The organism is Streptomyces sp. BHT-5-2 (assembly GCF_019774615.1).
Taxonomy (GTDB): Bacteria; Actinomycetota; Actinomycetes; order Streptomycetales; family Streptomycetaceae; genus Streptomyces.
This window is the reverse complement of record NZ_CP081496.1, coordinates 3,879,688-3,902,069: the sequence shown is the minus strand read 5'-3', so window position 1 is coordinate 3,902,069 and position 22,382 is coordinate 3,879,688. Positions and strand designations below refer to the sequence as shown.

General features: G+C 69.8%; 20 protein-coding genes. 6 read left to right on the top strand and 14 right to left on the bottom strand.

Going from position 1 to position 22,382, the window contains the following annotated elements; all coding sequences use genetic code 11:
* Nucleotides 1–247 precede the first annotated feature (247 nt).
* The 3 genes from K2224_RS17445 (at nucleotide 248) to K2224_RS17435 (ending at nucleotide 3,830) form a co-directional block, all read left to right on the top strand.
* Nucleotides 248–1,615 (top strand): magnesium transporter MgtE N-terminal domain-containing protein, encoded by a 1,368-nt coding sequence (locus K2224_RS17445; RefSeq protein WP_221907422.1) that lies wholly within the window; start codon nucleotides 248–250, stop codon nucleotides 1,613–1,615.
* Entirely contained in the window at nucleotides 1,612–2,904 is a 1,293-nt protein-coding gene (locus tag K2224_RS17440; RefSeq protein ID WP_260692728.1) for an NRAMP family divalent metal transporter, read from the top strand. The genes K2224_RS17445 and K2224_RS17440 overlap by 4 nt, the downstream gene beginning before the upstream one ends.
* Before the next feature lie 146 nt (nucleotides 2,905–3,050).
* Nucleotides 3,051–3,830: an SDR family NAD(P)-dependent oxidoreductase gene (locus K2224_RS17435; protein ID WP_221907420.1), complete on the top strand. Its 780-nt coding sequence runs from the start codon at nucleotides 3,051–3,053 to the stop codon at nucleotides 3,828–3,830.
* A gap of 148 nt (nucleotides 3,831–3,978) precedes the next feature.
* Here the strand turns inward: K2224_RS17435 and K2224_RS17430 are convergent, their stop codons facing one another.
* The 14 genes from K2224_RS17430 to K2224_RS17365 form a co-directional block, all read right to left on the bottom strand.
* Nucleotides 3,979–7,593, bottom strand: coding sequence for a M56 family metallopeptidase (locus tag K2224_RS17430; RefSeq protein WP_221907419.1), 3,615 nt, complete (start codon nucleotides 7,591–7,593; stop codon nucleotides 3,979–3,981).
* Nucleotides 7,590–8,063: a hypothetical protein gene (locus K2224_RS17425; RefSeq protein WP_260692727.1), complete on the bottom strand. Its 474-nt coding sequence runs from the start codon at nucleotides 8,061–8,063 to the stop codon at nucleotides 7,590–7,592. Before K2224_RS17425 ends, K2224_RS17430 begins: the two co-directional genes overlap by 4 nt.
* Nucleotides 8,064–8,309: 246 nt before the next feature.
* Nucleotides 8,310–9,935 carry a class I adenylate-forming enzyme family protein gene (locus K2224_RS17420; protein WP_260692726.1) on the bottom strand — a complete coding sequence of 542 codons (1,626 nt, stop codon included), beginning with the start codon at nucleotides 9,933–9,935 and terminating at the stop codon, nucleotides 8,310–8,312.
* A gap of 161 nt (nucleotides 9,936–10,096) precedes the next feature.
* Nucleotides 10,097–11,089, bottom strand: a complete 993-nt coding sequence (locus K2224_RS17415; protein WP_221907414.1) for a hypothetical protein — start codon at nucleotides 11,087–11,089, stop codon at nucleotides 10,097–10,099.
* A gap of 185 nt (nucleotides 11,090–11,274) precedes the next feature.
* Nucleotides 11,275–12,810 (bottom strand): FAD/NAD(P)-binding protein, encoded by a 1,536-nt coding sequence (locus tag K2224_RS17410; protein WP_221907412.1) that lies wholly within the window; start codon nucleotides 12,808–12,810, stop codon nucleotides 11,275–11,277.
* Between the two features lie 3 nt (nucleotides 12,811–12,813).
* A complete protein-coding gene (locus K2224_RS17405) occupies nucleotides 12,814–13,257 on the bottom strand; it encodes a PPC domain-containing DNA-binding protein (protein ID WP_260693475.1) in 444 nt (147 codons plus the stop codon).
* Between the two features lie 5 nt (nucleotides 13,258–13,262).
* Nucleotides 13,263–14,213: an EamA family transporter gene (locus tag K2224_RS17400; protein ID WP_221907410.1), complete on the bottom strand. Its 951-nt coding sequence runs from the start codon at nucleotides 14,211–14,213 to the stop codon at nucleotides 13,263–13,265.
* A 10-nt stretch (nucleotides 14,214–14,223) separates the two neighbouring features.
* Nucleotides 14,224–14,991, bottom strand: a complete 768-nt coding sequence (locus tag K2224_RS17395; protein ID WP_221907409.1) for a PIG-L deacetylase family protein — start codon at nucleotides 14,989–14,991, stop codon at nucleotides 14,224–14,226.
* Nucleotides 14,988–15,845, bottom strand: coding sequence for an SAM-dependent methyltransferase (locus tag K2224_RS17390; RefSeq protein WP_221907408.1), 858 nt, complete (start codon nucleotides 15,843–15,845; stop codon nucleotides 14,988–14,990). Before K2224_RS17390 ends, K2224_RS17395 begins: the two co-directional genes overlap by 4 nt.
* Nucleotides 15,846–15,887: 42 nt before the next feature.
* Entirely contained in the window at nucleotides 15,888–16,307 is a 420-nt protein-coding gene (locus K2224_RS17385; RefSeq protein WP_221907407.1) for a MaoC/PaaZ C-terminal domain-containing protein, read from the bottom strand.
* Nucleotides 16,308–16,343: 36 nt separating this feature from the next.
* On the bottom strand, nucleotides 16,344–16,991 hold the full coding sequence (locus K2224_RS17380) for a maleylpyruvate isomerase family mycothiol-dependent enzyme (protein ID WP_221907406.1): 648 nt from the start codon (nucleotides 16,989–16,991) through the stop codon (nucleotides 16,344–16,346).
* Nucleotides 16,988–17,230 (bottom strand): acyl carrier protein, encoded by a 243-nt coding sequence (locus K2224_RS17375; RefSeq protein WP_221907405.1) that lies wholly within the window; start codon nucleotides 17,228–17,230, stop codon nucleotides 16,988–16,990. Before K2224_RS17375 ends, K2224_RS17380 begins: the two co-directional genes overlap by 4 nt.
* The gene (locus tag K2224_RS17370; protein ID WP_221907403.1) at nucleotides 17,220–18,083 is read right to left on the bottom strand and encodes a hypothetical protein; all 864 of its coding nucleotides are present in this window, start codon (nucleotides 18,081–18,083) and stop codon (nucleotides 17,220–17,222) included. The genes K2224_RS17375 and K2224_RS17370 overlap by 11 nt, the downstream gene beginning before the upstream one ends.
* A 20-nt stretch (nucleotides 18,084–18,103) precedes the next feature.
* Nucleotides 18,104–18,982 carry a diiron oxygenase gene (locus tag K2224_RS17365; RefSeq protein WP_260692725.1) on the bottom strand — a complete coding sequence of 293 codons (879 nt, stop codon included), beginning with the start codon at nucleotides 18,980–18,982 and terminating at the stop codon, nucleotides 18,104–18,106.
* A 1,100-nt stretch (nucleotides 18,983–20,082) separates the two neighbouring features.
* On the opposite strand from K2224_RS17365, the gene K2224_RS17360 reads away from it, so the two are divergent.
* From K2224_RS17360 to K2224_RS17350, 3 genes are all read left to right on the top strand, one after another.
* On the top strand, nucleotides 20,083–20,295 hold the full coding sequence (locus K2224_RS17360; RefSeq protein WP_221907401.1) for a helix-turn-helix transcriptional regulator: 213 nt from the start codon (nucleotides 20,083–20,085) through the stop codon (nucleotides 20,293–20,295).
* Complete coding sequence (locus tag K2224_RS17355; protein WP_221907400.1) at nucleotides 20,264–20,671, top strand: hypothetical protein; 408 nt, start codon at nucleotides 20,264–20,266, stop codon at nucleotides 20,669–20,671. The genes K2224_RS17360 and K2224_RS17355 overlap by 32 nt, the downstream gene beginning before the upstream one ends.
* 664 nt (nucleotides 20,672–21,335) lie before the next feature.
* Nucleotides 21,336–22,205 carry a chitosanase gene (locus K2224_RS17350; RefSeq protein WP_221907398.1) on the top strand — a complete coding sequence of 290 codons (870 nt, stop codon included), beginning with the start codon at nucleotides 21,336–21,338 and terminating at the stop codon, nucleotides 22,203–22,205.
* The last annotated feature ends 177 nt before the right edge of the window (nucleotides 22,206–22,382 follow it).

The window sequence follows — 22,382 nt, the reverse complement described above, 5'->3', positions numbered from 1 at the left end:
ACCGGGAGGAGGCGAGAGTGGACAGTAGTCCGGGCCATAGTCGGCCCCATCCCGCGTTGTCCTCACTGTCCCTTCGCGGCCCGAGGCGGCCCGCCCTCCTCCACTGACCTGACCCCGCCCGGCCCCCTTGCGGACCTGCCCGGTGAATCAGGCCCGGTGGCCCCTGGACCGAGTCCGGCGGCGTGGGGAGAGCATGCTGCCGTGGCCGCCCGGTGCCCCGATATACCGGGGCAAGGGGGTGTCCACCTTGTCCGTCAACACGCTGCTCATGTCCACCTCGGCCCGTCTGCGCGACCGCCGGGTCACCCAGGAGCGCCGCGCCACCGCCTCCAGAGCCGTCCGCACCTCGCTGGTCTCGCTGGCCGGGCTGGTGGGCGGTCCGGTCACCAACCAGGCCGGCGAGGAGGTCGGCCGGGTGGTCGACGTGGTCGCCCGGCTGTACGGCGAGGAGTCGTATCCGCCGGTCACCGGCCTGATCCTGCGAATAGGGCGGCGGCACACCTTCCTGGCGTCGGACGCCATCGGCAACGTACACGCCGGGCACGTACGGCTGCGCACCGCGCGGATCGACATGCGGGACTTCGCCCGGCGCCCCGGTGAGGTGCTGCTCGCCAGGGACGTCCTCGACCACCAGCTCGTGGACGTGGACGGCGTGCAGGTGACCCGGGCGGCCGACCTGTACCTGGCACCGCTGGTCGACAAGGTGGTGCTCGTCGGGGTGGACGTCTCCCTGCCGACGCTGCTGCGTCGGCTCGGGCCGCGCCGCTGGCAGGCCCGGCCGACTCCGGAGCGGGTGCTGGACTGGCACGCGGTCGCCCCGTTCGGCGAGCAGGCGACCGAAGGGCCCGCGGAGGTCCGGCTGCGTGCCTCCCGCGCCGCGCTGCACCAGCTGCGCCCGGCCGATCTCGCCGACATCCTCGAAGACCTCGGCCGCAGCGAGCGCCAGCAGCTGCTGGGCTGGCTGGAGCCGGAGCAGGCCGCCGACGCGCTGGAGGAGATGGAGCCGGCGGAGCTGGAGAACCTGCTGCGCGAGGCCGCTCCCGAGCACGCCGCCCGGCTGGTCGACGAGATGGAACCGGACGAGGCCACCGACGCCCTGCGCGACCTCACCGCCGAGGAGCGCGAGAACCTGCTGCGCCGCATGCCCAGCGGCGAGGCGGCGGAGCTGCGCCGGCTGCTGACCCACCGGGAGGGCACCGCGGGCGGCGCCATGACCACCCTGCTGGTCACCACCCACCCGGACGAGACCGTCGCCCAGGTCCGTGCCCGGCTGGCCGAGCAGGCCGAGCACCGCACCGAGATCGATGCCGTCGCCGTCGTGGACGAGCACGGCCGACTGCTGTGCGACATCGGGCTGTTCGACCTGGCGGTGGCCGAGGACGCCTCGCCGGTGGCGGACCTGGTGGCCTGGCTGGCCCAGTTCGGCCCGCCGGTTGTCGTCCACGCCGACACGCCGTTGGCCGAGGCCGCCGACGAGTTGGTCACCGCCCGCGCCTCCTCGCTCCTGGTGGTCGACGACACCGACCGGCCCCTCGGCCGCATTCTGGCCGACGACCTGCTCGACGCGATGCTGCCCGATCGCGGGCGCCTGCACTTCCGGAGGTTTCTTCAGTGACCCGTGACCTTGACGTCGCTACTGGGCCGCCAGCCGCGGAGCGACCGGCCCGCCGTACCGGCTGGCGGCGTATCACCATGGTCGCGGCGATCGCCGGCCCCGGCCTGGTCGCCGCCAACGCGGGCAACGACGCCGCCGGAATCGCCACCTACGCCTCGGCCGGTTCCCAATTCACTTACGGCACGCTGTTCTTCATGGTGCTGGTCACGGTCGCCCTGGTGATGGTGCAGGAGATGGCCGTCCGGCTCGGTGCGTACACCGGCAAGGGCCTCGGTGCCCTGATCCGCGAACAGTTCAGCCTCCGCCTGACCGCACTGGCCGTCCTCTGCCTGCTGCTGGCCAACACCGGCCTGGTGGTGAGCGAGTTCGCGGGCATCGGCGCCGCGTTCGAGCTGCTGGGCGTCCCCAAGTGGGCGGTCATCCCACCGGCCGCGGTCCTGCTGTGGGCGCTGGTGCTGTTCGGCTCCTACCACTGGGCCGAACGCATCTTCCTCATCATGTCGCTGGCGTTCTTCGCCTACCCGGTCGCCATGGTCCTCGGACACCCCGACTGGGGCGCCGTCGGCCACCACCTGGTGGTCCCGCACATGGAGCCCGACAAGAGCTTCATCCTCCTCGCGGTCGCCCTGATCGGTACGACGGTCAGCCCGTACATGCAGTTCTATGCCGCAGCAGGCGTCGTCGACCGCGGCGCCAAGCCCGCCGACTACCCGCTCATCCGGGCCGACGCCATCCTCGGCGCGGTCTTCGCCTGCCTCATCAGCCTCACGATCATCATCGCCACAGCCTCCGCCATCGGCGGCACCGGCCCGCTCGACTCCGCCGCCCAGGCCGCCGAGGCCCTCAAACCGGTCGCCGGCCACAACGCCGAACTCCTCTTCGCCTTCGGCCTGATCGGCGCCTCCGCCCTCGCCGGAGCCGTCGTCCCGCTCTCCGCCAGCTACGCCATAGGAGAGGCAGCCGGCGTCGAACGCTCCGTCTCACGCAGCTTCCGCGACGCCCCGCTGTTCCTGGGCCTGTTCACCGCCCAGATCATCCTGGGTGCGGTGGTGGCGATGACTCCGGTCGACGTCATCCAGCTGCTGATCGGCACCCAGGTCCTCCAGGGCCTGATCAGCCCGATCGTCCTGATCTACCTGCTGGTGCTGACCAACCGCCGCTCGGTCCTCGGTAGCGCCGCCAACGGCCCGCGCTACCGCATCGCCGCCACCGCCGTGGTCATCGGTGTCGCCGCGATGTCCACCATCCTTCTGGTGCAGACGGTGCTCGGCTGGTTCGGCCTGGGCTGACCTCGGCGTTACGGCGCCCCCCCCCGCACAGGGGGAGTGCCGTCCGCATGCACATGGGGAAAGCAGCTCGCCGCGCGACGCATCGTCCGCTCCGAACAGCGACGCCCGGCCGCTGCTGCCGTGGACGAGCCGCCTAGGGTGCGGACATGAACTCGTCTAGCTACCTCTCCGAACTGTTCTCCCTGGACGGCCGGGTCGCCGTGGTGACGGGCGGCAGTTCCGGCATCGGCCGCGCCATCGCCGGGGCTCTCGCGCGAGCGGGAGCGAGCGTGGTGCTCGTGGCGCGCAGGGAGCCGGAACTGACCGCCGCGGTCGACGAACTGGCGGCGGACGGCTGCCGGGCGGCCCGGGTGAGCGCCGACCTGAGCACCCGCGACGGGGTGCGCGCGGCGGCGGAGCAGGCCGCCGACGTGTTCGGCGAGCCCGACATTCTCGTCAACAGTGCCGGGATCAACCTGCGGCCGCCGATGGGCGAGCTGGGCGAAGACGTCTGGGACGCCACGATGGCGGTGAACCTGGAGGCGCCCTACTTGTTGGGCCAGCGGTTCGGGCCCGGCATGGCCGAGCGCGGCTTCGGACGGATCATCCACGTCACCTCCCAGCAGGCGCACCGGGCGTTCGTCCAGAGCGGTGCCTACGGGGTCTCCAAAGGGGCACTGGAGTCGCTGGCCCGCTCGCAGGCCGAGGCGTGGTCACCACGCGGTGTGACCTGCAACACCCTGGTGCCCGGCTTCGTCCTGACCCCCCTGAACGCGCGGTTGTCGTCCGACCCGGAGCAGGTGGCGGCGCTGGCCACGCGCACGATGGTCGGGCGCAACGGCCTGGCCGAGGACTTCGCCGGAGCGGCGGTGTTCCTGGCCGGCCGCGGTTCCGGCTACGTCACCGGACAGGCGATCTTCGTCGACGGCGGGTTGTCCGTTCACTGAGCCCAACTCGGAGAACCGAGCCCAACTCGGAGAACCGAGCCCGAGTCGGAGATCGGCACCAGATCGAGAAGACCACCGAGAGCGAACGGCCATGTGAGGTCTCGGCCTTCAGCGCATCCGTTGACGGCTCACCCGGACCGACGACTGGCTAGTCACCCGGCATGGAACCCACCTGGTCGGCCGGTGGCGGCTGGATGTCTGCCGGCACGTCCCAGTCGGTGAACTTCACTTTGGTGGCCATCGGGCCGTACTGCGGCAGTGTCACCGTGCCGGCGATCTGCACGGGCAGGTTGGCCTCGTCCACCCATAGCTGTCTGGTCACCGTGCTGACGCCGGATTGCGCCAGGGCCAGGAGGGACTGCTTGTCCACGTCGCTGGTGGCGGCGTCCGCCGCGGCCCGCACGTCGTAGGCGATGTCGAAGCGGGTGGTCGGCTTCCCGTCGACCTGTTCTCTCGCTGCGCCGACGATCTGTGCGCCCGGCGGCACCGTCGCGTTCACGTCCATGGAGTTCTGCAGCCGTTTCGTCGACTCAGCCAGCATCGCGGATATCGGGTTCTTGCCGTCCGCTCCGAGCTTGGCCCACTGCTTGCCGCCGGGCAGCCGCAGCATGTCCGGCATGGAGAGGTAGGCGGTGTCGGGCAGCACGATCATGTGGGCCGTCCACTGCGTGCCCAGTGCGCTGGTGGCCACAACGCAGTCCATGGCGACCGCTGCAGACCGCAGGCGCATCAGGCAGTGCTCGTCGGTCGTACTCACGCTGCCCATGCTCACCTGCGCGGTGAGTTTGACGCTGCCCTTGCCCGCCATGGCCTTCTTGACCGCGGCGCTGAGCGCGGCGGCCCCGCCGTCGGGCCCAGCCGTACCGGGCGGCTTCGCCGAGCCGTCACCGGAGACCACCTTGGAGATCCAGGTCGCGACCTGCGCGCCGACGGCGCCCGCGTGGAGGATCTCCTGTTGGGTGGCCGAGTTCAACAGCCTGCGGTCGTGCTGGTCCAGCGCCGCCAGGCAGTCCGCGCTGCCTTTGTCGGCCTGCGTGAGGAACGTCGCCCACAGTCGTTGCGCCTGCGGGTCGGGGACGCGGAAATATCCGTGGGCGTCCCGGGTGAGTTGTCCGAGGTCCGCGCACAGCGGGCGCAGACTGGAAAGAACGCCGTCGGGGTCGTTCGGGTCAGGGGATGTCGCGGCGTCCCGCAGCACCTTGCCCATGCCGCCCATGATCCGGCCGAGACGGTGGCCGGCGAAATCCTGGCCGCCGTACGTCCACCACGCGGCCACTTGCAGTTTCTTGACCTGAGGTGGGGCCGGCGCCTGGTCGACCGGGGCAGGCAGCTGCGCGTGCGCGTCGGCGGGCGCCGACGAGGGTTGCCCCGCGTGGAGTGCCTCCTGGGTCACGGCGATGCCCACGGCGGTGGCGCAGAGCAAGCCGACTCCGGCACGGCGGACGGCCAGCCGCGTGCCCGTCACACCTGTGGGTACGGAGGCCCGCTGGGGTGTGGTGCCGCGCCGCCACCAGACCCGGACCGCCGCCCCGATGGCGGCCGCCAGGACCGCGGCGGCCACGCCGAGCACGAGGGCCGGGCCCAGAATGGGCTGCGCGTCCCGCCATGCCTCAACGGGCCGCCACTGGCAGGACGGTTGCAGGACGGTCAGCGACGGAACGCACCCGTCCAGCGAGGTGAGCGCGAACATCCCGCAGTACCCGGTGACCACGGCCGTCCCCGCCGCGACGAGCGCCACGGACAGCCGGTGGCCGCGGGCCGCGATGTCCGCGGCCACCGCGGCGACGGCCGCAGCCATCGTTAGGGCCACCAGCCCCCATCCCTCGAAGATCAGGTACTCGACGCCGCGCAGCCCGAGCGGTGGTTGCCAGGTGTGCGTCCACGCCATCACACCGACGACCACGGCCCAGCCCACCGCCCCGCCCGCCAGACCGGGCCGCACGGCGCGTAGCAGGGGCGGCGACGCCTCCCAGGGCACGGACCCGTCCGCGTCGTCCCGCACGGCGTCGCGAGCCCACCGAGGCGCGCCGACGGCCGGCCGGGCAAGCTGGGCGAGCAGGGGCACGACCCACATCGCCGCTGCCGCAGTCGGGACCAGGGGCAGCTCCGCCGACGTGCCCAGCACCGACGACACCCCGGCGATCACCGACAGTGCGGCGGCGTGCTCGGCGACCTGTCCAGGAGGCTGCCCCTGCGTCAGCGCGTCGCGCATCGCCGAGACGTTGAAGGGCCATTGGAAGGCCAGCTGCACGCCGGTCTGCTGCCACCAGGAGAACCACCCGGACAACACCAGTAAGGCGCCGGCCAAGGCAATCAGCATCGCGGTCCGGCTACTGACTCCCCGCCACGCCCGCAGCCACAGCCGGGCGCACCGCGTGGTCCACAATGCGAACACCGCACCGGCGAGCACCGGCAGCAGCAGCGCCTCGGGCTGGTCGGGCAGCCACTCCAACACCGCGACGCGGTCGTCGCCGAACTCCGCCACCGCCATCCCGGCCCCCAACCACAGCCCGGCCCGCACCCCGGAGGGCACCCGGCTCCCGGTGACCATGGCGTGGGCGACGGCCCGGCACAACACGGTCCCGGCCACTGCGGTGACCAACGCCGCCGCGACCAACGCGATCGTCCCGGAGGCCCAGGCACCCACCAGGTTGAACCGTCCGACGTAGTCCCACATCTGGGAGTTGACCACGATGGCGGCGGCCCCGGTGAGGAACATCGACAGCGGGCTCGCGCCGAACAACTGAGCCGGGTCGTCCAGGCTCGCCCGGCGCAGATCCCATCGCGGGTGGGTTCGCCACAACTCGACGAACGAGCCGACCGCCCGCCGCAACGCGCCACCGGCACGGCCGGCGACCGGGATCGCCCAGCCCCGGGGGTCCGCGCCCCAGCGCACCGCGGCCAGGTCCGCATAGACTTCCCGGCTGCGCAGCACATCCGCCCGCGCGAGGTACACCAGCGGCACCAGCAACACCGGCAGCAGCAGGCTCCTGGTCGCGACCGGCCCCACGCCGGGCCAGAACGGCGACCCCAGGCCGTCGATGAGGCCGTAGACGGCCCAGAGCAGATACGGCATGAGCGCCAGGACGAGGAACGCCCGCCACAGGGCGACCGTGGTGTAGGCGATGGTGACATCGCGGTTGCGGACATGGGCCAGTTCATGCAGCAGCACGGCCCGGAAGCCCTCGGGGTCGGCAGCCCTGCGGGCGAGCAGGCCGGCGTGCAGGCACACCGTGGCACGCCGGTCGCGCCCGAACACCACCGCCCCGGCCGAGATCGCCGTGGGATCGACGACGAACCGCGGCGCGCGGGTCAGGCCGGCCACGTCGACCAGGTCCGCCAGCAGCCGCCGGAACGCGCCGTCGCGGTCGACCAGTTCCAGCGGGACGACCCGGCCACGCCGCGTCTTCCACGCCGGCAGGCCGACGAACAGTACGCCGGCCACCACCAGCAGCAGGACCGGCCACGCCAGGCCCAGCCACCACGGCAGCGACGAGTTGAAGCGTGCTTCGCAGGCGTCGTACGCGTCGGACTGGGTGATGACGCTGGTCGACGTGGCCGCCACCGTGCCCTGGTTGGGATCCGCCCCGGCGGCCAGCAGGCAGCCCAACCCACTCGACCTGTTCAGGCCGGAAAGCACCCCGAAGATCATCGTGCCGCTGGCCACCACCATGAGCACCAGCAGCAGCACGAACCGCATCGTGGTGCCCGCGCTCATCGCCCGCTCGTCCACCCTGGGCCGGGCGGGGGCCGCGCGCGTCACGCCTCGCCTTCGGGTGGCGGGCGTTCGCCGGGATCCTGCGGGTCATCGTCCGGCACCGCCAGCCGGGCCACCACCGCGTCGGCGACCGCCACCGCCTGCTCCTGCGCGAGGCCCCGCTGCACGGCCATCTCCAGCATGGCCCGCCGCACCTCGCCCAACTGCGCGGGGGTCAGCGGCGGTACCACGACGGGCGAGGTAGGGCGTCGCGAGACCTTGCGCAGCACGGCTTTCGCTCCCTTCGACGCGCCGTCCACCGCGCTGTCCGCGATCCGCCTGGCCGCCTGGTCCACTCCCAGCCACACCACCGGGGTCACCAACACCGCGACCTCGTCCAGACCGAAGCCCAGTGGCTCCCGCCGACGGCGCCGCCGTCGTAACCGCTGCAAGACAGTCGCGTCGTCGAACCCGGCCAGCGCGTCCACGACGGGCAACTCCTCAGCAGCCACCGCCGCCACGACATCGCGGACCACATCACGCACCCTGGCCGCGTCCCCGCCGACCCCACCCTCGTCCGGCGATGCTGTTCCCGACCCCAAAGCAACCCCCCTGCCGCCGCACACCGCTGTCGACAACACGCAGTGAGCCTCACACCTTGGCCCCACGGACCCCGGTGGCGCAACACCCAGACGGATGGCCTACGTTCGGCGCAGTTCGGCGGCGCTGTCCTTCCGCCCTTCCCGCCGAAAGGGCGGAAAGGGCGGAAGGACGAGGTGAACCTACGGCGTGCGCAGGGCGCCGCTCGTCCACGCGGCGCGCAGCGCCTTCTTGTCGACCTTGCCCACCTTGGTTGTCGGCAGCTGATCCATCAGCACTGTCTCCCGTGGCGTGTACAGCTCGCCCAACTCGGCGGTAACCGCCGCGGCGACCGCCTCCGGGTCGACGTCAGCACCCTCGGCCGTGGCCAGGAAGATCTGCACGGCCTCCCCGTACTCCTCGTCCGGCATCCCCACCGCCGCCGCGTTGCGCACACCGGGCAGCGTGAGGAGGAAGTCCTCCAGCACCCTCGAGTACACGTTGTCGCTGGTGCTGCCGGTGACGATGATGTCCTTGGCCCGGTCGACGAGGTAGAGGTACCCCTCGGCGTCGAGGTACCCCATGTCCCCGGTGCGCAGCCAGCCGTCCTGCAGCGCCGCAGCGGTGCGCTCCGGGTCCTCGAAGTAGCCCAGCATCACCGTCTCGCCATGGACGCACACCTCGCCGACCTGCCTGGCAGGCAGTGCCTCCGTGCTGTCTTCGGCACGGATCTCGATCTCGGCATCAGCTATCGCACGACCGCAGCTGCGCCAGAGCTCGGGGCGCCGGGCTGCCTCCGAGGCGAGGTCCTCCGCACCGAAGGCGGTGATTCCGAGCGCCTCCGACTGCCCGTAGCCCTGGCTGAGCACGGGTCCGAACACCTCGACCGTCTGCTGTAGCCGACTGGGCGACGTGGCCGCGCCGCCGACGACGATCCGCCGCAGCGCGGGCAGGACGCCCGGCTTGCACTCCGGGTGGTCGAGCAACGCGTAGAGCATGGGCGGTACGAACATCGTCGCGGTGATGCGCTCCTCGCGCAGCACCGCCAACGCCGCGCCCGCTTCGAACTCGGGCAGCACGACGAGGGCGGACCCCGTCACCAGAGCCTGGAGCGAGGTGAGGTGGCCGCTGCCGTGCGTGAGCAGTGTGGCGGCGAGCACCCTGTCCGTGCCCTGGTCCATGTTCGGGAAGAACGCGGAGCCGGATTCCTGCTGGGCGTCATCGACCAGGTCCACCAGCATGTTGTAGAGCCGGTGGCTGTGCGCGGCCAGCTTGGGACGGCCCAGGGTGCCGCCGGTGTAGAGGACGGTGACGGCCTCATCCGCTCCCGGGGCGGGCACGCCCTCCGGGCGCACGGCCGGGCACTCGGCGGCCAGGGCCAGCAGGTCCGCGCACTGCTGCTCACAGGGCCCGAGGCTGAGCAGCACGGGGGCGTGGATGCTGCGGCCGGCCGCGTCGGCGGCCCGTTGTGCGAAGGTCGGGTCGGTGACCACGGCGCGCGCCCGGGACTGCTCGACCAGCGCGGCGAGCTCGCCGGGCCCTGGCTCGGGCGGCAGGAACACGACGCGACAGCCGATGAGATGGACGGCGAGCTGCACGAGGACGGAGTCCACGCGGTTGGCCAAAAACAGCCCCACACCGTCGCCGGGCGCGAGCCCCTGCCCGCGCAGCGCATGCCCCAGCCTGAACAGCTGCCGCCGAGCTTCCCCCCTGGTCAGTCGTTGCGCCCCCTGGACGAGCGCCTCGGCGTCCTCGTCCTTGTTCCAATGCTCCAGAATGCGGTCAATGTATATTCGCGACTCGGATGTTTCCTGTGCGTTAACAATCACCAACACATCCAAACATGCCGATTAGAGGCCGTGGCAGCACGGGGTCATTTGCGAGGCGGCCTTTGAGACATGGACGGCGATCTGGCCGCCGACCGCAAGTGCCGACCGCTCGCGTTCGTGCCGACCGCGGGTCGGCAATGGATCACGACTCGACACGCGCCCTAGCTGTCGACCTGGGCGGTGGACGGGGTGCGGTGGGAGTCGAGCCACGCGCGTCGTGCGCGGAGGCGGTCCAGCGAGTCGGTGGCGAGGTCGGCGAGGACGGCTGGGCACAGGAGGGCCTCCAGCGGAGCCCCGTCCTCGTAGCGGTTGCGCTCGTATCGGGCGCGGCCCCCGGCCGTGGCGAGCTTGATGCCGAGTTCGGCGAGGCCCGGGGCCGGTTGGGGCAGTTCAGGGTGCTGGACGTGGTCGCACGTCGCGTCCGCGTAGTGGGGCAGGGCCTGCTCCAGAGCGTCGATCAGTTCGTCGAGTACGGAGATGTCCTCCCACATGTCGGATCCGGCGTAGAAACCGACGGCTCGGACGGTCAGCAGGTGCCCTGGGCGATCCTCTGTGGTGGCGCCCCGCAGATCGAGGGCGGGGGAAGTGAGTGCCCATGCGAGGTCGGTTCCCGGATCCGGATAGCCGTGGAGCACCGCGGAGAGCGTTTTGATGGTGTTTTCGGTGTCGACCGGCAGGCGGGGCGGAACGTCCTGGGCGGAGCCGGGTTCGATGATGTCGGTGGCGATGCGGGCGAAGCCGGCGACGTTCCGCGGACAGCGCCAGGTCTCTCGGGAGTGGTCCTCGTCCCAGTCCGCCGTCGGGTCCGCCAAGCCGCGGAGCTGCTCGGCGAGGTCGAGGTCGAATTCCTCCTCGTGCTCCGCGTAGGGGTGTTCATCGTGCGGGCAGGTACGGTCGCGCAGCGCGCCGTCGGTGGCCCGCAGTGCGGCCAGGGCCTCCGGCTTGCCGGTGTCGTCGATCGCATAGGCCAGGTAGGGGGCCATCAGCACCAGGCCGATTGTCCAGGCATACGCCAACTCGCCACTCGGGTCCGCGGCAAGGCGTGTGGAGCATTCAAGGACCCCTGCGTCGTACTCGTCGTTGGAGAGGGTGTCGTAGTTTTCGCGGACCTCTTCCCAGGCATGGGAGAACTCGTTCAGCTTGCTGATGTTCATGGCGGTGGAACTTCCAGTTGCGTGCTTGGGCAGTGGTGACGGGCTACGGGTAGGTGTCGCCAGGCAGCATATGGAAACGTGTGGCCGGTGGTGTCGGCCGGGCGGCTCCTGCGGCTGGATTCGCCGACGGGGACAGCGGAGGCGCCGGGGCGGTGAATCGGCGGAGAGGCAGGGCGTCCGCTCCCTCAACTCCTGCCGTTCGGGGGAGGGGCAGGGGCAGGGGCAGGGGCAGGGGCAGGGGCATGGGCGAGGGCGCGGGCGATCATCTCGGCCCGCACGTTGATCATGTACATGCTGCCCGCGTAGAAGAGGTCGCCGGAGGCTATGTCGCCCAGTGCGAAGAAGCGCGGGACGTCTTCGGGAACGACGGCACGCAGTGCGTTGCCGGCGACGTCGATGCGCAGGCCGCCCAGCGGGTTGCGGACGGCCAGACCGGACCCGGTGAGGGAGTCGACGAAGGGCTCCGCCCGGCTACCGGTGACGGCGAGCCCGGAACGGGTGGCGTCGACCACCGTGTCCACCCCCGTCAGCCGTCCGCCGCCGTCCTCCAGGGTGAACCCGCCGCCCGCGCGGGCGGTGACGCCGGCCGTTCGGGGCCGTACGGCCAACTGGCCGCTGTCCATGGCGTCCAGCAGCGCCTTGGCGGTGGGCGGCGGCATCGGGTTGTACAGCGGTTTGCTCAGCGCATGGAACCGGCTCAGGAACAGCCGCCGGCCGACGTCCGACATGGCGCACCAGACGGGTTCCCGCGCCTGGTGCATCATCGCCCCCACTGCTGCCTGGCAGGCGTTGTGGTCGAGCCGGGAGAGGTCCTCGCGCAGCCGCTCCGCCGCCGGCCGGTCCGCGGTGAGCGCGCGGAGGTCCACGCCGGCTGCTGTCAGCTCGTCGCGCAGCAGCCGCAAGGTGTCCTGCACCCGCAGCGCACCGTCGCGCGCCACCCGGCGCCGCACCGCATCCGGCGTCAAGTGGCTGAGTTCATAAGTGCGTTGGGTGGCCCGCACCCCGGGCAGCAGGCCGTGTCGAGAGGTCATGGTGATCGGCCCGTGGTGTCCGGAACGCAGCAGGGCGAGGGCGACGTCCACTCCTGACAGGCCGGTGCCCAGCACCAGGACGTGGGCGTCGGCGGCTATCGCGGGCAGTACCGAGCGCAGCGGGTAGGGGTCCGGGTGGAAGCCGGGGGCGCCGGTCAGCAGGTAGGGGTCGGCGGGCTCGCCGGTTCCCAGACACAGCACCACGCGGTCGAAGTGGCTGACGCCGCGTGCGCTGCGGACCATCACATCGTCGGCGGTCGCCTTCGCCTCGACGGCGAACTCCGGTACGACCCGCACCGTCCAGCCACGCCGCTCGGCATCGGCGCGGCAGGTCTTCAGGTGGGCCGTCAGGTACTCGCCGTAGATCCGGCGTGGAACGTAGGAGTCCACCGGCAGTGACGCGTACGAGGTGTCCTGGTACCGCGGTTCACGGTGCAGCCAGCGCAGGAAGTGGCCCCGATCCGCGCACCGTACCGACATGTAGCCGGCCTCCCGGTTGACCAGGGCGCAGTCCAGGTCCGGGCGGTAGGCGCGGCCGGTGGCCAGATTGGCCGACCCCTCGTACACGGTGATGTCACAGCGCCTCTCCTCGCCCTCGAAGAGGCGCAGCATGCTGTCCAGCAGACTGACCGCCGCCGCCCCGCCGCCGATCACGGCCAGCCGCATCGCGTGTTCCCCTCCCGCCGCCATGGTCTAGCGATCCGCGTCCAGATCGATGACGGGCAGCCCGCGCGCCTCGTCCAGGCGCCTGGTCAACGGGCTCGGGAACTCGGTGACCACGACCTCCAACGTCGGCCGCACCGTGGCCCGTTGCACATGGCCGCCGACGGTCGAGCCGTCCCGGCGGCCGAGCACCGCGTGCATGTGGACGGAGGGCTGCCCGTCCTTGAGCGCGATGTTGCCGGTCAGGCTGAGCACCTCGGTGTGCTCGGTGACCGGGATCGGGACGTGCGTCCTGCTCTCCGGGTCGAAGAGCGAGAGCGCGGCGTCGCGGAAGGCACCGATCCCGGTGAACGAGGCCCCGGCCACCGAGTGGGCGGTGGCGAACTCCTCCAGTACGGGGAGCACGTCCTCGTCCTGGTCGAAGACGACGGCGAACGTCCGGGGGGCGTCATCGGTCAGCAGGCGGCTGTGCATCTGGGTCAACTCGCTCTCGTGGTGCTGGCGGCCGAGTCGCCGCCGGTGACTTCGCCTTCCGCGGGCACGGCCGGGGCGGCCTGCCAACGTGCCTTCAACCGGCCGACCAGGTCGAACTGGTTGATGACCAGTCCAAGGATGACCAGCGCGATCGCGACGGCCTTCAGCGTGCCCAGCGGCTCGCCGAGGATCAGTATCGAGGAGGCCATCCCGAAGACCGGCACGAGCAGCGACAACGGGGCCACGTGGGAGGTCTTGTAGTTGCGCAGCAGATGACCCCACAGAGTGAAGCCGAAGAGGATCGTCGGGTACACCATGTAGGCGAGCGATCCGATGCCCGCCCAGCCCATGTGGTCGAAGGAGTGGGTGATCGAACCCCAGCCGTTGACGCCCAGCGAGAGCAGGAACATCGGGATCGGCGGGATGAGGCTCGCCCACACCGTGAAGGACAGCGCGTCGCTCGGGTGTGCCTTCTTGATGACGATGTTGGCCATGGCCCACGACAACGACGCGCCGATCACCAGCACTGCGCCGACGGCGGTGACCGACCCGTCGGTGATCCCTATGATCAACGCGATACCGATGGCCGCCACCACCACGCCGGTGAGCTGACGCGGAACGACCCGCTCGCGCAGCACGGCCGCCGCCAGCCCGATGGTCCAGAACGCCTGGAGCTGCATCACCACCGAGGCGAGCCCGGCGGAGAACCCGAAGTGCATCCCGGCGAAGAGCAGCCCGAACTGTCCTATGCCGAAGAAGAGCCCGTACAACGCGATGTAACGCCACGGCACTTGGGGGCGTTTGAAGAAGAACACCGCGGGCACGGCCGCGAGCAGGAACCGCAGTGAGGCCAGCAGATAGGGGTCGAACGACCGTAACCCGATGTCGATGACGGCGAAGTTGACCCCCCAGATCACCATCACCAGGATGCCGCCCAGAAGCTTCGAAATCGGCAAGGAACCCTCCTCAACGGGTGCTGTCGGCAGGCTGGGCAGCCTGTTCGGTACGTATCACCTGGAACGCCTCGGCCAGCCGGCCGTCCGCCAGACCACCCGCCGTGGCCTGCCCACGCAACCGGGAACGTATGCCGTCCGCCAGGTCCGCACGGTGGGCGGTCTGCGACGTGTGGGCGCGCAGTGCGGCCAGCTTGCGGTCGAACACGTCGGTGACGTCGACCCAGGTGTCGGGGCGCGGCGAGGTCATCACCCAGATCTCCGGGACGACGCACGGCCGCAGTCCCTCGGACAGCAGCTCCGGGTAGGCGCGCGGGTTGCGGGCGTCCGGGTAGAGCGCCGCCAGCGCTGCCTCGCCCGCGGCACGGTGGTCGGGATGGATGTCCGGCAGGAAGTCCCAGTTGATCTCCGGACTCTGGATCAGCGCCCGTTGCGGGCGGACCCGTCGGATCACCCGGGTGATCTCCCGCCGCAGTTCCAGGCCGACCGTCAACTCCCCGTCGGGCAGGCCCAGGAAGACGACCTCCTTGACACCGAGGGCGTCCGCGGCGGCACGCTGTTCCGCCTCCCGGACGGCGGCCAGTTCGGCGCGGGGCACGGCCGGGTCCTCACCCCCGGCCGCTCCGTCGGTCAGCACCAGATAGGACACCTCGGTGCCGGCCGCGGTCCAGTGTGCGACGGTGCCGCCCGCCTTGAAGTCCGTGTCGTCCGGGTGCGCCGCGATCGCCAGCACCCGGTCCACCCGGCCGACCGGGGGCTGCGCGGGTCCGGCGTACGTCATGCGGGCTTCACCCCGGCGGTGAACACGAAGGACCGCGGCACGTTGGGCACCGAGCGCGCCGGCACCGGATACGGCCAGCGGTCGAAGGCCGCGCCCTCCTCACCGGGCTGGAGGAGTTCCTTGGTCGCCCAGCCGCAGGACTCCAGGAACTCCTCCGGCTCGTCGGTGCCGAACAGCCAGGGGTTGCCGTCCTCCATCAGTACCTGCATGAAGCGCTTGGCGAGCGGGTTCTTGAGGGTGGCCCGGCTGGTCATGTCGCCGATCAGGACGGACTCCGGCGCGGACAGCTCACGCAGCGAACCCAACAGGCCGCGTACCACGTCCTCGGGCAGGAAGAAGAACAGCCCCTCGGCCACCCACAGGGTCGGCTGCCCGGCGTCGAATCCCGCGGCGCGCAGCTCGTCCTGCCATTCGGCGGCCAGGTCGACCGGTACCGCCTGGCAGCGGCTGACGGCTCCCTGCGAAGTCTGCGGCGGGTTCTCGGCCAGCAGCGCCGCCTTGGTCTCCAGCAGCGCCGGCCGGTCCAGTTCGTAGAGCGTGACGCCCTCGGGCCAGGTCAGCCGGACGGCCCGCATGTCCATCCCGGCGGCCACCAGCACCACCTGGCGGATGCCGCGCTCGCGGACGGTGCGCACGATGGCGTCGTCCATGTACCGGCTGCGCACCAGCACGAACGGGACGACTGCGGAGCCGGCGTAGCGTTCGAGCAGTGCGAAGCCGGTCTCACCGGCGACCAGCCGCGCGTAGGGGTCGTGGAAGATGCGGTCCGGGCGTTCGGACTCCATCGCCCGCGCGGCGGCGGTCCACTGCGCGGTCTTGGAAACTGGTTCCATGGTCTGGTTCACCGATTCCATGCGTCACTGCTCTCCGTCTGTCGAGGTGGTGTGCCGGTGTTCTCAGACATCACGGCGTCGGAAGATGCTGTGCAGGACCATGCTGAAGGCCGCGGATCCCTGCGGGTCCAGCAGTTCGCAACGGGGGCGGACGATGCCGGAACCGCGGCGACCGAGCACCGGGGAGATGCCCAGCACCGTCAAGCGGGCCTGCAACACGTCGCCGGGCCGTACCGGATGGTGGAAGCGCATCTCGTCCACCCCTGGAGAGCCCTCCCCGGCGGACCGGTTCAGGATCTCCTCGACGTACCGTCGCATGAACAGCGAGGCCGTCAGCCAGCCGCTGGCCACCAGGCCGCCGAAGGCGGAGTCCCGAGCCTGCTCCGGGTCGGTGTGGAAGACCTGCGGGTCATAGGCGCGGCCGAAGTCGAGGATCTCCTTCTCGGTGACCACGACCTTGCCCAGGTCGAACACGTCCCCCACGTGAAAATCGTCAAGGTAGAGCATTGCCGAACCGACCTACCATTCCGCGCTGATGAGTTCCTCCGGCCGGGCTCCGGCCAGCCGGTAGCGATCCGGGGCGGCCGGCCGCCCGGTGTAGAGCCGGAAAAGGGTGGGGACATCGGTGTGGAGCCGCGCCGGTTCCCGGTCCTCGACCGGTGAACCGAGGACCAGTTCCCGGTCGTCGAGCGTGACGTGCACCCGAGGGGTGGCGACCACCCGGGCGCATCCGGCGAGCGACTCCAGGGCCTCCGACGCCCCCGCGCTGCGGTACGCGTCGGACATCCCCAGTGCTTCCCGCACGTCGCCACCGTGGATCCACGTGCCCAGGGCCGCCAGGTCCTTGGTGCCACCGGCCGCGCGGATCGCGGGGCCGGCCACCGTCAGACCGCGCTCGAACTCCTCCAGCACGTCGGCGAACGGCCAGTCCCGGCGCTCCTCGACATCCCGCCGGTTCTGGTCGTGGCTCGCCCGGTACGCCGCGCCGGCGGTGAGCCCCACCAGGGCCGCCGCGCAGTGCGCCACCACGTCGCGCACCGTCCACGCCGGGCACGCGGTGCCCCGCTGGAGCATGTCCGACGGCAGGTCGCGCAGCTTGGGCAGCAGGGTCTCGCGCTCGGCCCGCAGCAACCGCTCGGGGACGGTCTCGACGGCAGGTGCGGTCACGCCACGCCTGCCCGGAAGTACCGCTCCTCGATCCGCCGCAGAGTGCGGAAGTCGTCGATGTCCAGGGTCTCCATGTCGATCTCCTCGCCGCTGAGCCGGGAGACCAGAAGCATGAACTCGATGAAGGCGAGGGAGTCGATGAGCCGGTTCTCCAGGATGTCGAGGTCCGGGTCTATGTCGGGTGTCTCCGGGTGGCGGGCCAGGATCCACTGCTTGAGCTGTTCCCGTTCAGAGTGCATGTGAGGTTCCTTCGGTGGTTGCGGCTGATGTCAGTGCCTGGTCTGCCTTCGCGACGGCTTCGTTGGCCGCCTCCCAGTCGCCGTAGCGGTCGTGCAGCACGGCGAGCCACCGCTCCAGGCCGAACGCGGCGCAACTGGTGAACACCGGCCGCCCGCTGTCGGCGAGTTGGATGGTGCAGCGCTCGCCGAAGAAGTTGCGGTGCTTGTTCACCGACGCGATGGCGAGTTCCCCGGCCAGGAACTCGTACTTGACCGGCGCGATGCGTTGCAGCAGTGCCCGCGGGCCCTCGCCGTCGAAGAACGGGTCGGTCGCCGCCTCCTTGCGCAACGGCAGGTCCAGCACCTTGGCGAACCGCAGGATGCGCGACGAGAAACGGTCGATGTGTTCCTCGACGAACTCCTGCTCGCCCAGGGCCACGATCTCCCGCATGTGGAAGCCGAGCAGCCTGCGCAGCCCGGTGTACCGCTCCTCCCGGCGGAAGCAGCGGCCGACCAGGGTGATCAGGGTGTTGCCCGGCAGGCTGGTGCCCTCCAGCCCAAGGTAGACCGCATAGCAGGTGGCCGACGGCAGGGCGATCTCCGCGCTCTGCAGCTGCTCCGAGGGGAACGCCTCGATGGCAGAGGCGTCCTGGCCCTGCGGGCGGCGCTCCAGGTCCAGTGCGCTGACCACCAGCGCCTGCTGCGGGAAGTTCTGGTAGTAGTCGAGTTTCGCGAGCTCGGCCACCGGCAGCAGCGGTGCTCCGATGACCGGTGCGGCGCCGTCCTCGGTGCCCCACCGCTCGAACATGTCGTCCAGACGGCGTAGGAGTGTGGCTTCGCCGCTGCGCAGGAAGGCGAGACCGTTCGTTTCCATGCAGACCTCCTTCGCCCGGTTCAGATGGCCGGCAGCAGGTCGTCGGCGAAGATCCCCGACTTGACCATGAAGGACATCGGCTTGCGCACCACCTTGCGTTCCAGGTCGCGGCGGCCCGGGTCGGAGACCAGCCGCTCGCGGAACTCCAGTGGCTTTTCGATCCGCGCGTCGCGGTAGACCTGCGGGTTGTAGAAGGAGCGGAGGCTGAAGACGATGTATCGCTTCAGGTACTGCTCGATCTCCTGGCGCTGCTGGTCGGTCATGGTCTTCGCCAGCTCCGAGTAGAGCATCGAGACCAGCTCGCGGCCGAACGCGATGTGCCGGGACTCGTCCTCGTGGTGCACCCGGTTGACCTTGCGGATGGTCTCGTGCAGGGAGTCGTCGGCGGCCATCCGCATGTTGTAGAAGTCGACTATCTCCTCGAAGAGCAGGATCCTGGAGAACACCAGGAAGTTCTCCACCTGGGCGTCGTCGTGCGGAATGGAGTTGAGTTTCGGCCCGGTGTAGATCTTGTTTCCGTACCGGAGGCAGAACTCGGCGAAGAACCACATGTGTTCGTTCTCTTCGCCGACGAAGTGGTGGAAGAAGTCCGAGGGCAGTTCGAAGCCCGTCGTGTGGATGCGTTTGACGACCTCGATGAGGAGCTCGCGGATTCCCTCGACGTTGAGGCTGTAGAAATTGATGCTCTCCCAACGGGACAGCCGCTGGCGCTCCTCGGTCGTCAACTCCTCGGCGACCTCGGTGCCGTAGGTGGACATCAGGTCGTCGCTCATCCACGACATCTGCTCGGGCAGTGAGTCGGGCCAGTCGAACTCGCGATACGGGTTGTAGTAACCGTCCACCGACTTCTCGATGAGCCGCTTGAGGATCTCGGCGAACCGGGCCGACTGTTCCGGCACTTGCGGCACCTTGGTGCCTACCATGGACATACTTCTCCCTGTCGGTGAATGACGGAGGTGGTCGAGAGGGGGCGGCCGCTTCTTGTCGCCGTGAATTCCGGAAACCTTATGTCGTCTGCGGTATGAAGTTGCGGGTCCGCTAATCCTGCCGTGGTTACTGGCAGGGCGGCGGACATTGAGATGCTAAGCGATCGATACGGGCACCGGCCAGCGTCGTGTCTGCCCGCAGCTAAGCGGAGCTAACATCTCCAATTTCACCGTGCGTCGTCTCCGTTGGGGCCCTGATCAGCCAATTCCCTAGTATTTCGGCAACATTGCAGCAAGATTAAGTGATCAAGGTGCCCTCAAACGTGAGTTTGACCCCGCTGGAGGTTTTTCAGCCGACCATGAAGAATCACGAACCCGAGGTCATGGGGGGTGCGGGCATCGGGTTGACGCTCAACTCCTCATCAGAGGCGGGTCGTTGACGTCGGAATTTGGCACGATCGCGCCCGTGGATGGTCCGCCATGCCTGACTGATCGTTTCGGAACGCGGCGCGGGGCCGCTCAATCAGCTGATGGGGCAGGCCGGCTGACGGCAGCATTGGCCGGCGTGTCAGGGGATCCGGGTCTCGATGTGGGCGAGTTGGGCGGCGAGGATCTCCTCGAATGCGGCGCGTCGGTCTGCTGTCGGCCGATCAGACGCTCCAGCGTCAGCATCCGCAGTACTCGACGGCCTCCTGGGTGAGTCCGGCCGGCGGCCCTGGCAGGCACGCCGCCGGTCTCCCCTGTACGGTCCCACCTCCAGTGCCTCCACCGACCACGGGAACGGCCGTACACAGCGACGTGAGGCCGGTCGTTGCCCGTGTCAGCTTGGCCTGCGCGCCGAGTGGCCGGGAGGGCTTGGAAGTCCAGATCTGGTTCTGGCTCAACTTCGGCAGAAGCTGAGCCAGAACCAGAGTTCGGACAGCGCCTGTCGATCACAGCGCCGCGAAACGCCGGTGAGTGGTGACGGGGACGACCGGCAGGGCGGTGAGCGCAGGGCCCGAGGGGCATGCGAGCTCCGCCCTCCTGTAAAGCGAGCTTGACAACCGCTGACGGGTGACAAGTAGGCTTTACATGTGCGGAACAGCGTCAGAGAACTGCGGACGTCACGGGGGCTGTCCCAGGGACAGTTGGGCACGGCCCTCGGGGTCTCACGGCAAACGATCAACGCCATCGAGACCGAGCGGTACACACCTTCCCTGCCGCTCGCCTTGTCCATGGCCAAGTTCTTCAAGGTCAGCGTTGAGGAGATGTTTCATGCCGAAGAGAGCCCAGCAGATGACCGGTAACGCAGCCAGGCGGTCCGTCCCAGCCTTCTTCCTCGCCGTCGGAGCCGCCTGCCTCGTGGCCGCGACTGTCGGCGGCCACCTCGCCCTCGGCCTGGTGACGTTCGGGATCCTGGCGGTCTGCAGTCTTGTCCTACTGCTGCTGGGACGCCGGAGCGAGACCTATCAGGGCCTCACCGAGAAGGCGCCCGACGAGCGCTTCGCCCGGATCGGAGGGTGGGCCTGGGCCGGCACGGGCATCGTGCTCACCGTGGGAAATCTCAGCGCCTTCATCGGTGAACTGGCATCCGGAAGAAGCGGTGACCCGTACTTCTGGTTCGTGGCCACCGCCGCCATCACCTACATCGCCCTCGTCGCCTTCTTGTCTCGGCGTACCTGAGAAGCCATCACCTCGAACGGCTCGCCGCCGTACGTCCGACCGGGCAACGCGATCAACCTGGCCACGGAGTCTGTGAAGTCCCCAGCGGCAAACAGTTGATTCAGTCGGTTCGGCCCCGGCAACAGCGGCCGCGCCGACGCCACTTGAGGTGGCGCCGTCCGGTAGGCGGGGCCATCCCGCCCTGCTCGGGTGTGGCTCCGTACCCGCCGGTCATCCGGTCTCGTACGCCGGTCCGACTGCGTGGCTGGGGCAGCCCGCTCCAGAACACTTCGATGTCCGAGCGTTCGGCGCTCTGTCACGTGGGATGTCTGGGGCGTCAAGGCCGGCGCGTAGAAGATCGCGGAAGGCGCGGTCCTGGTCGCCCCGAGTGCACGAGGTGCCATGCCGACTACCGACTACCAGTGGACAGGGAATCACCCGAAGAGGGCGGATAAAGCCCTTACGTGCGGAAAGTCCGAACGGCGGCGCCCGTGCCCACCACCCCGACCAGTCAGATCCGAGCACGCTAAGGTCCTCGCCAGGGCCGCGGGCAAGAAGAAGCAAGCGGTAGTGGATGCGGTAATTGATCCAGTCTGCTGCTTGCGGTTTCTCCGCGAGCACGAGCTCTTCAGTGAGCTGGTGCAGTCAGCAAGGAACATCAGCAAGGAACAGGTCGGAGCGGTTCGTGGAGTTGACCAAGATACGTCGTACCGTGCTCGTCGTCCTCGGTGCGGTGCTCACCATGGGGGGCTGCACGTCCGGTACGGCCGACAAGGCCAGCGGTACGGCCGACAGGGCCAGCGGTGCGGCCGGCGCTCCGGCGGGGCCGGCGGCGACCGTGATGATGGACGACATCACCGCGGTGTTCGAGAACGGTGCCACCGTTCCGCAGTACGGCTACATCACCGATCTGCACGACGGCTGTGGCTACACGGCGGGGTGGGTCGGGTTCTGCAGCCAGAGCGGCGACATGTTGGGGTTGGTCAAGTCGTACAACGCCGCCGCACCTCACAACGTGCTCGCGAAGTACACCGCCGTCCTTCAGCGACTGGCCGACTCGGGAAGCGAGGACACCGGCGCGCTGGGCGAGGCGTTCGTGCGCGACTGGAAGAAGGCCGCCCTGGACCCGGCCTTCCGGAGGGTGCAGATCCAGGTGGGACATAACACCTATCTCACCCCGGCCGTGAAGCTGGGCGCGCAGGAGGGGGTGAAGAGCGAACTGGGTCTGGAAAACCTCTTCGACGCCGCTCTGATGATGGGCCAGGGCTCCGACGACTGCGACGGCATGGTGAAGATCGCCCATGAGACCGACAAGGCGCTCGGGGGCAATCCGGCCTCCGGTGTGAACGAGGCGACGTGGCTGGCCCGGTTCAACACCGTCCGACAGAAGCACATGAAGCACCCCTGCACCCCCGACCGCAAGAACGACTGGCCGCAGGCGGTCGACCGGTCGCAGGCCCTGCAGGAGCTCGCGGACCACGGCGAGTGGGATCTGAAGGCTCCGCTGACTGTGCGTGCCGACTTCAAAAAGACCATCGGTAGGCCACAGGATTGACACACTTCGCACGCCCGCTGCGGCGTCCGATCAGCAGTTTTGCTGGCTCTTTCCGCGGGCTTAAGGACTCCTGTACCGAGCGTGCATTCTCAGCCACTAGTGTCCGGATGTTGTGCAGATTAATCCGGAGCGCCAGGCGCCGCCCGCTGGGGACGAAGTGATGCCTGACGCGTCCAT

What these genes read in the sequence shown, in the direction of transcription:
- K2224_RS17435 (WP_221907420.1), top strand. Translation starts at nt 3,051, where the DNA reads ATGAACTCGTCTAGCTACCTCTCCGAACTGTTCTCCCTGGACGGCCGG.
- K2224_RS17395 (WP_221907409.1), bottom strand. Translation starts at nt 14,991, where the DNA reads ATGACGTACGCCGGACCCGCGCAGCCCCCGGTCGGCCGGGTGGACCGG.
- K2224_RS17415 (WP_221907414.1), bottom strand. Translation starts at nt 11,089, where the DNA reads ATGAACATCAGCAAGCTGAACGAGTTCTCCCATGCCTGGGAAGAGGTC.
- K2224_RS17390 (WP_221907408.1), bottom strand. Translation starts at nt 15,845, where the DNA reads ATGGAATCGGTGAACCAGACCATGGAACCAGTTTCCAAGACCGCGCAG.
- K2224_RS17355 (WP_221907400.1), top strand. Translation starts at nt 20,264, where the DNA reads ATGCCGAAGAGAGCCCAGCAGATGACCGGTAACGCAGCCAGGCGGTCC.
- K2224_RS17410 (WP_221907412.1), bottom strand. Translation starts at nt 12,810, where the DNA reads ATGGCGGCGGGAGGGGAACACGCGATGCGGCTGGCCGTGATCGGCGGC.
- K2224_RS17370 (WP_221907403.1), bottom strand. Translation starts at nt 18,083, where the DNA reads ATGGAAACGAACGGTCTCGCCTTCCTGCGCAGCGGCGAAGCCACACTC.
- K2224_RS17405 (WP_260693475.1), bottom strand. Translation starts at nt 13,257, where the DNA reads ATGCACAGCCGCCTGCTGACCGATGACGCCCCCCGGACGTTCGCCGTC.
- K2224_RS17375 (WP_221907405.1), bottom strand. Translation starts at nt 17,230, where the DNA reads ATGCACTCTGAACGGGAACAGCTCAAGCAGTGGATCCTGGCCCGCCAC.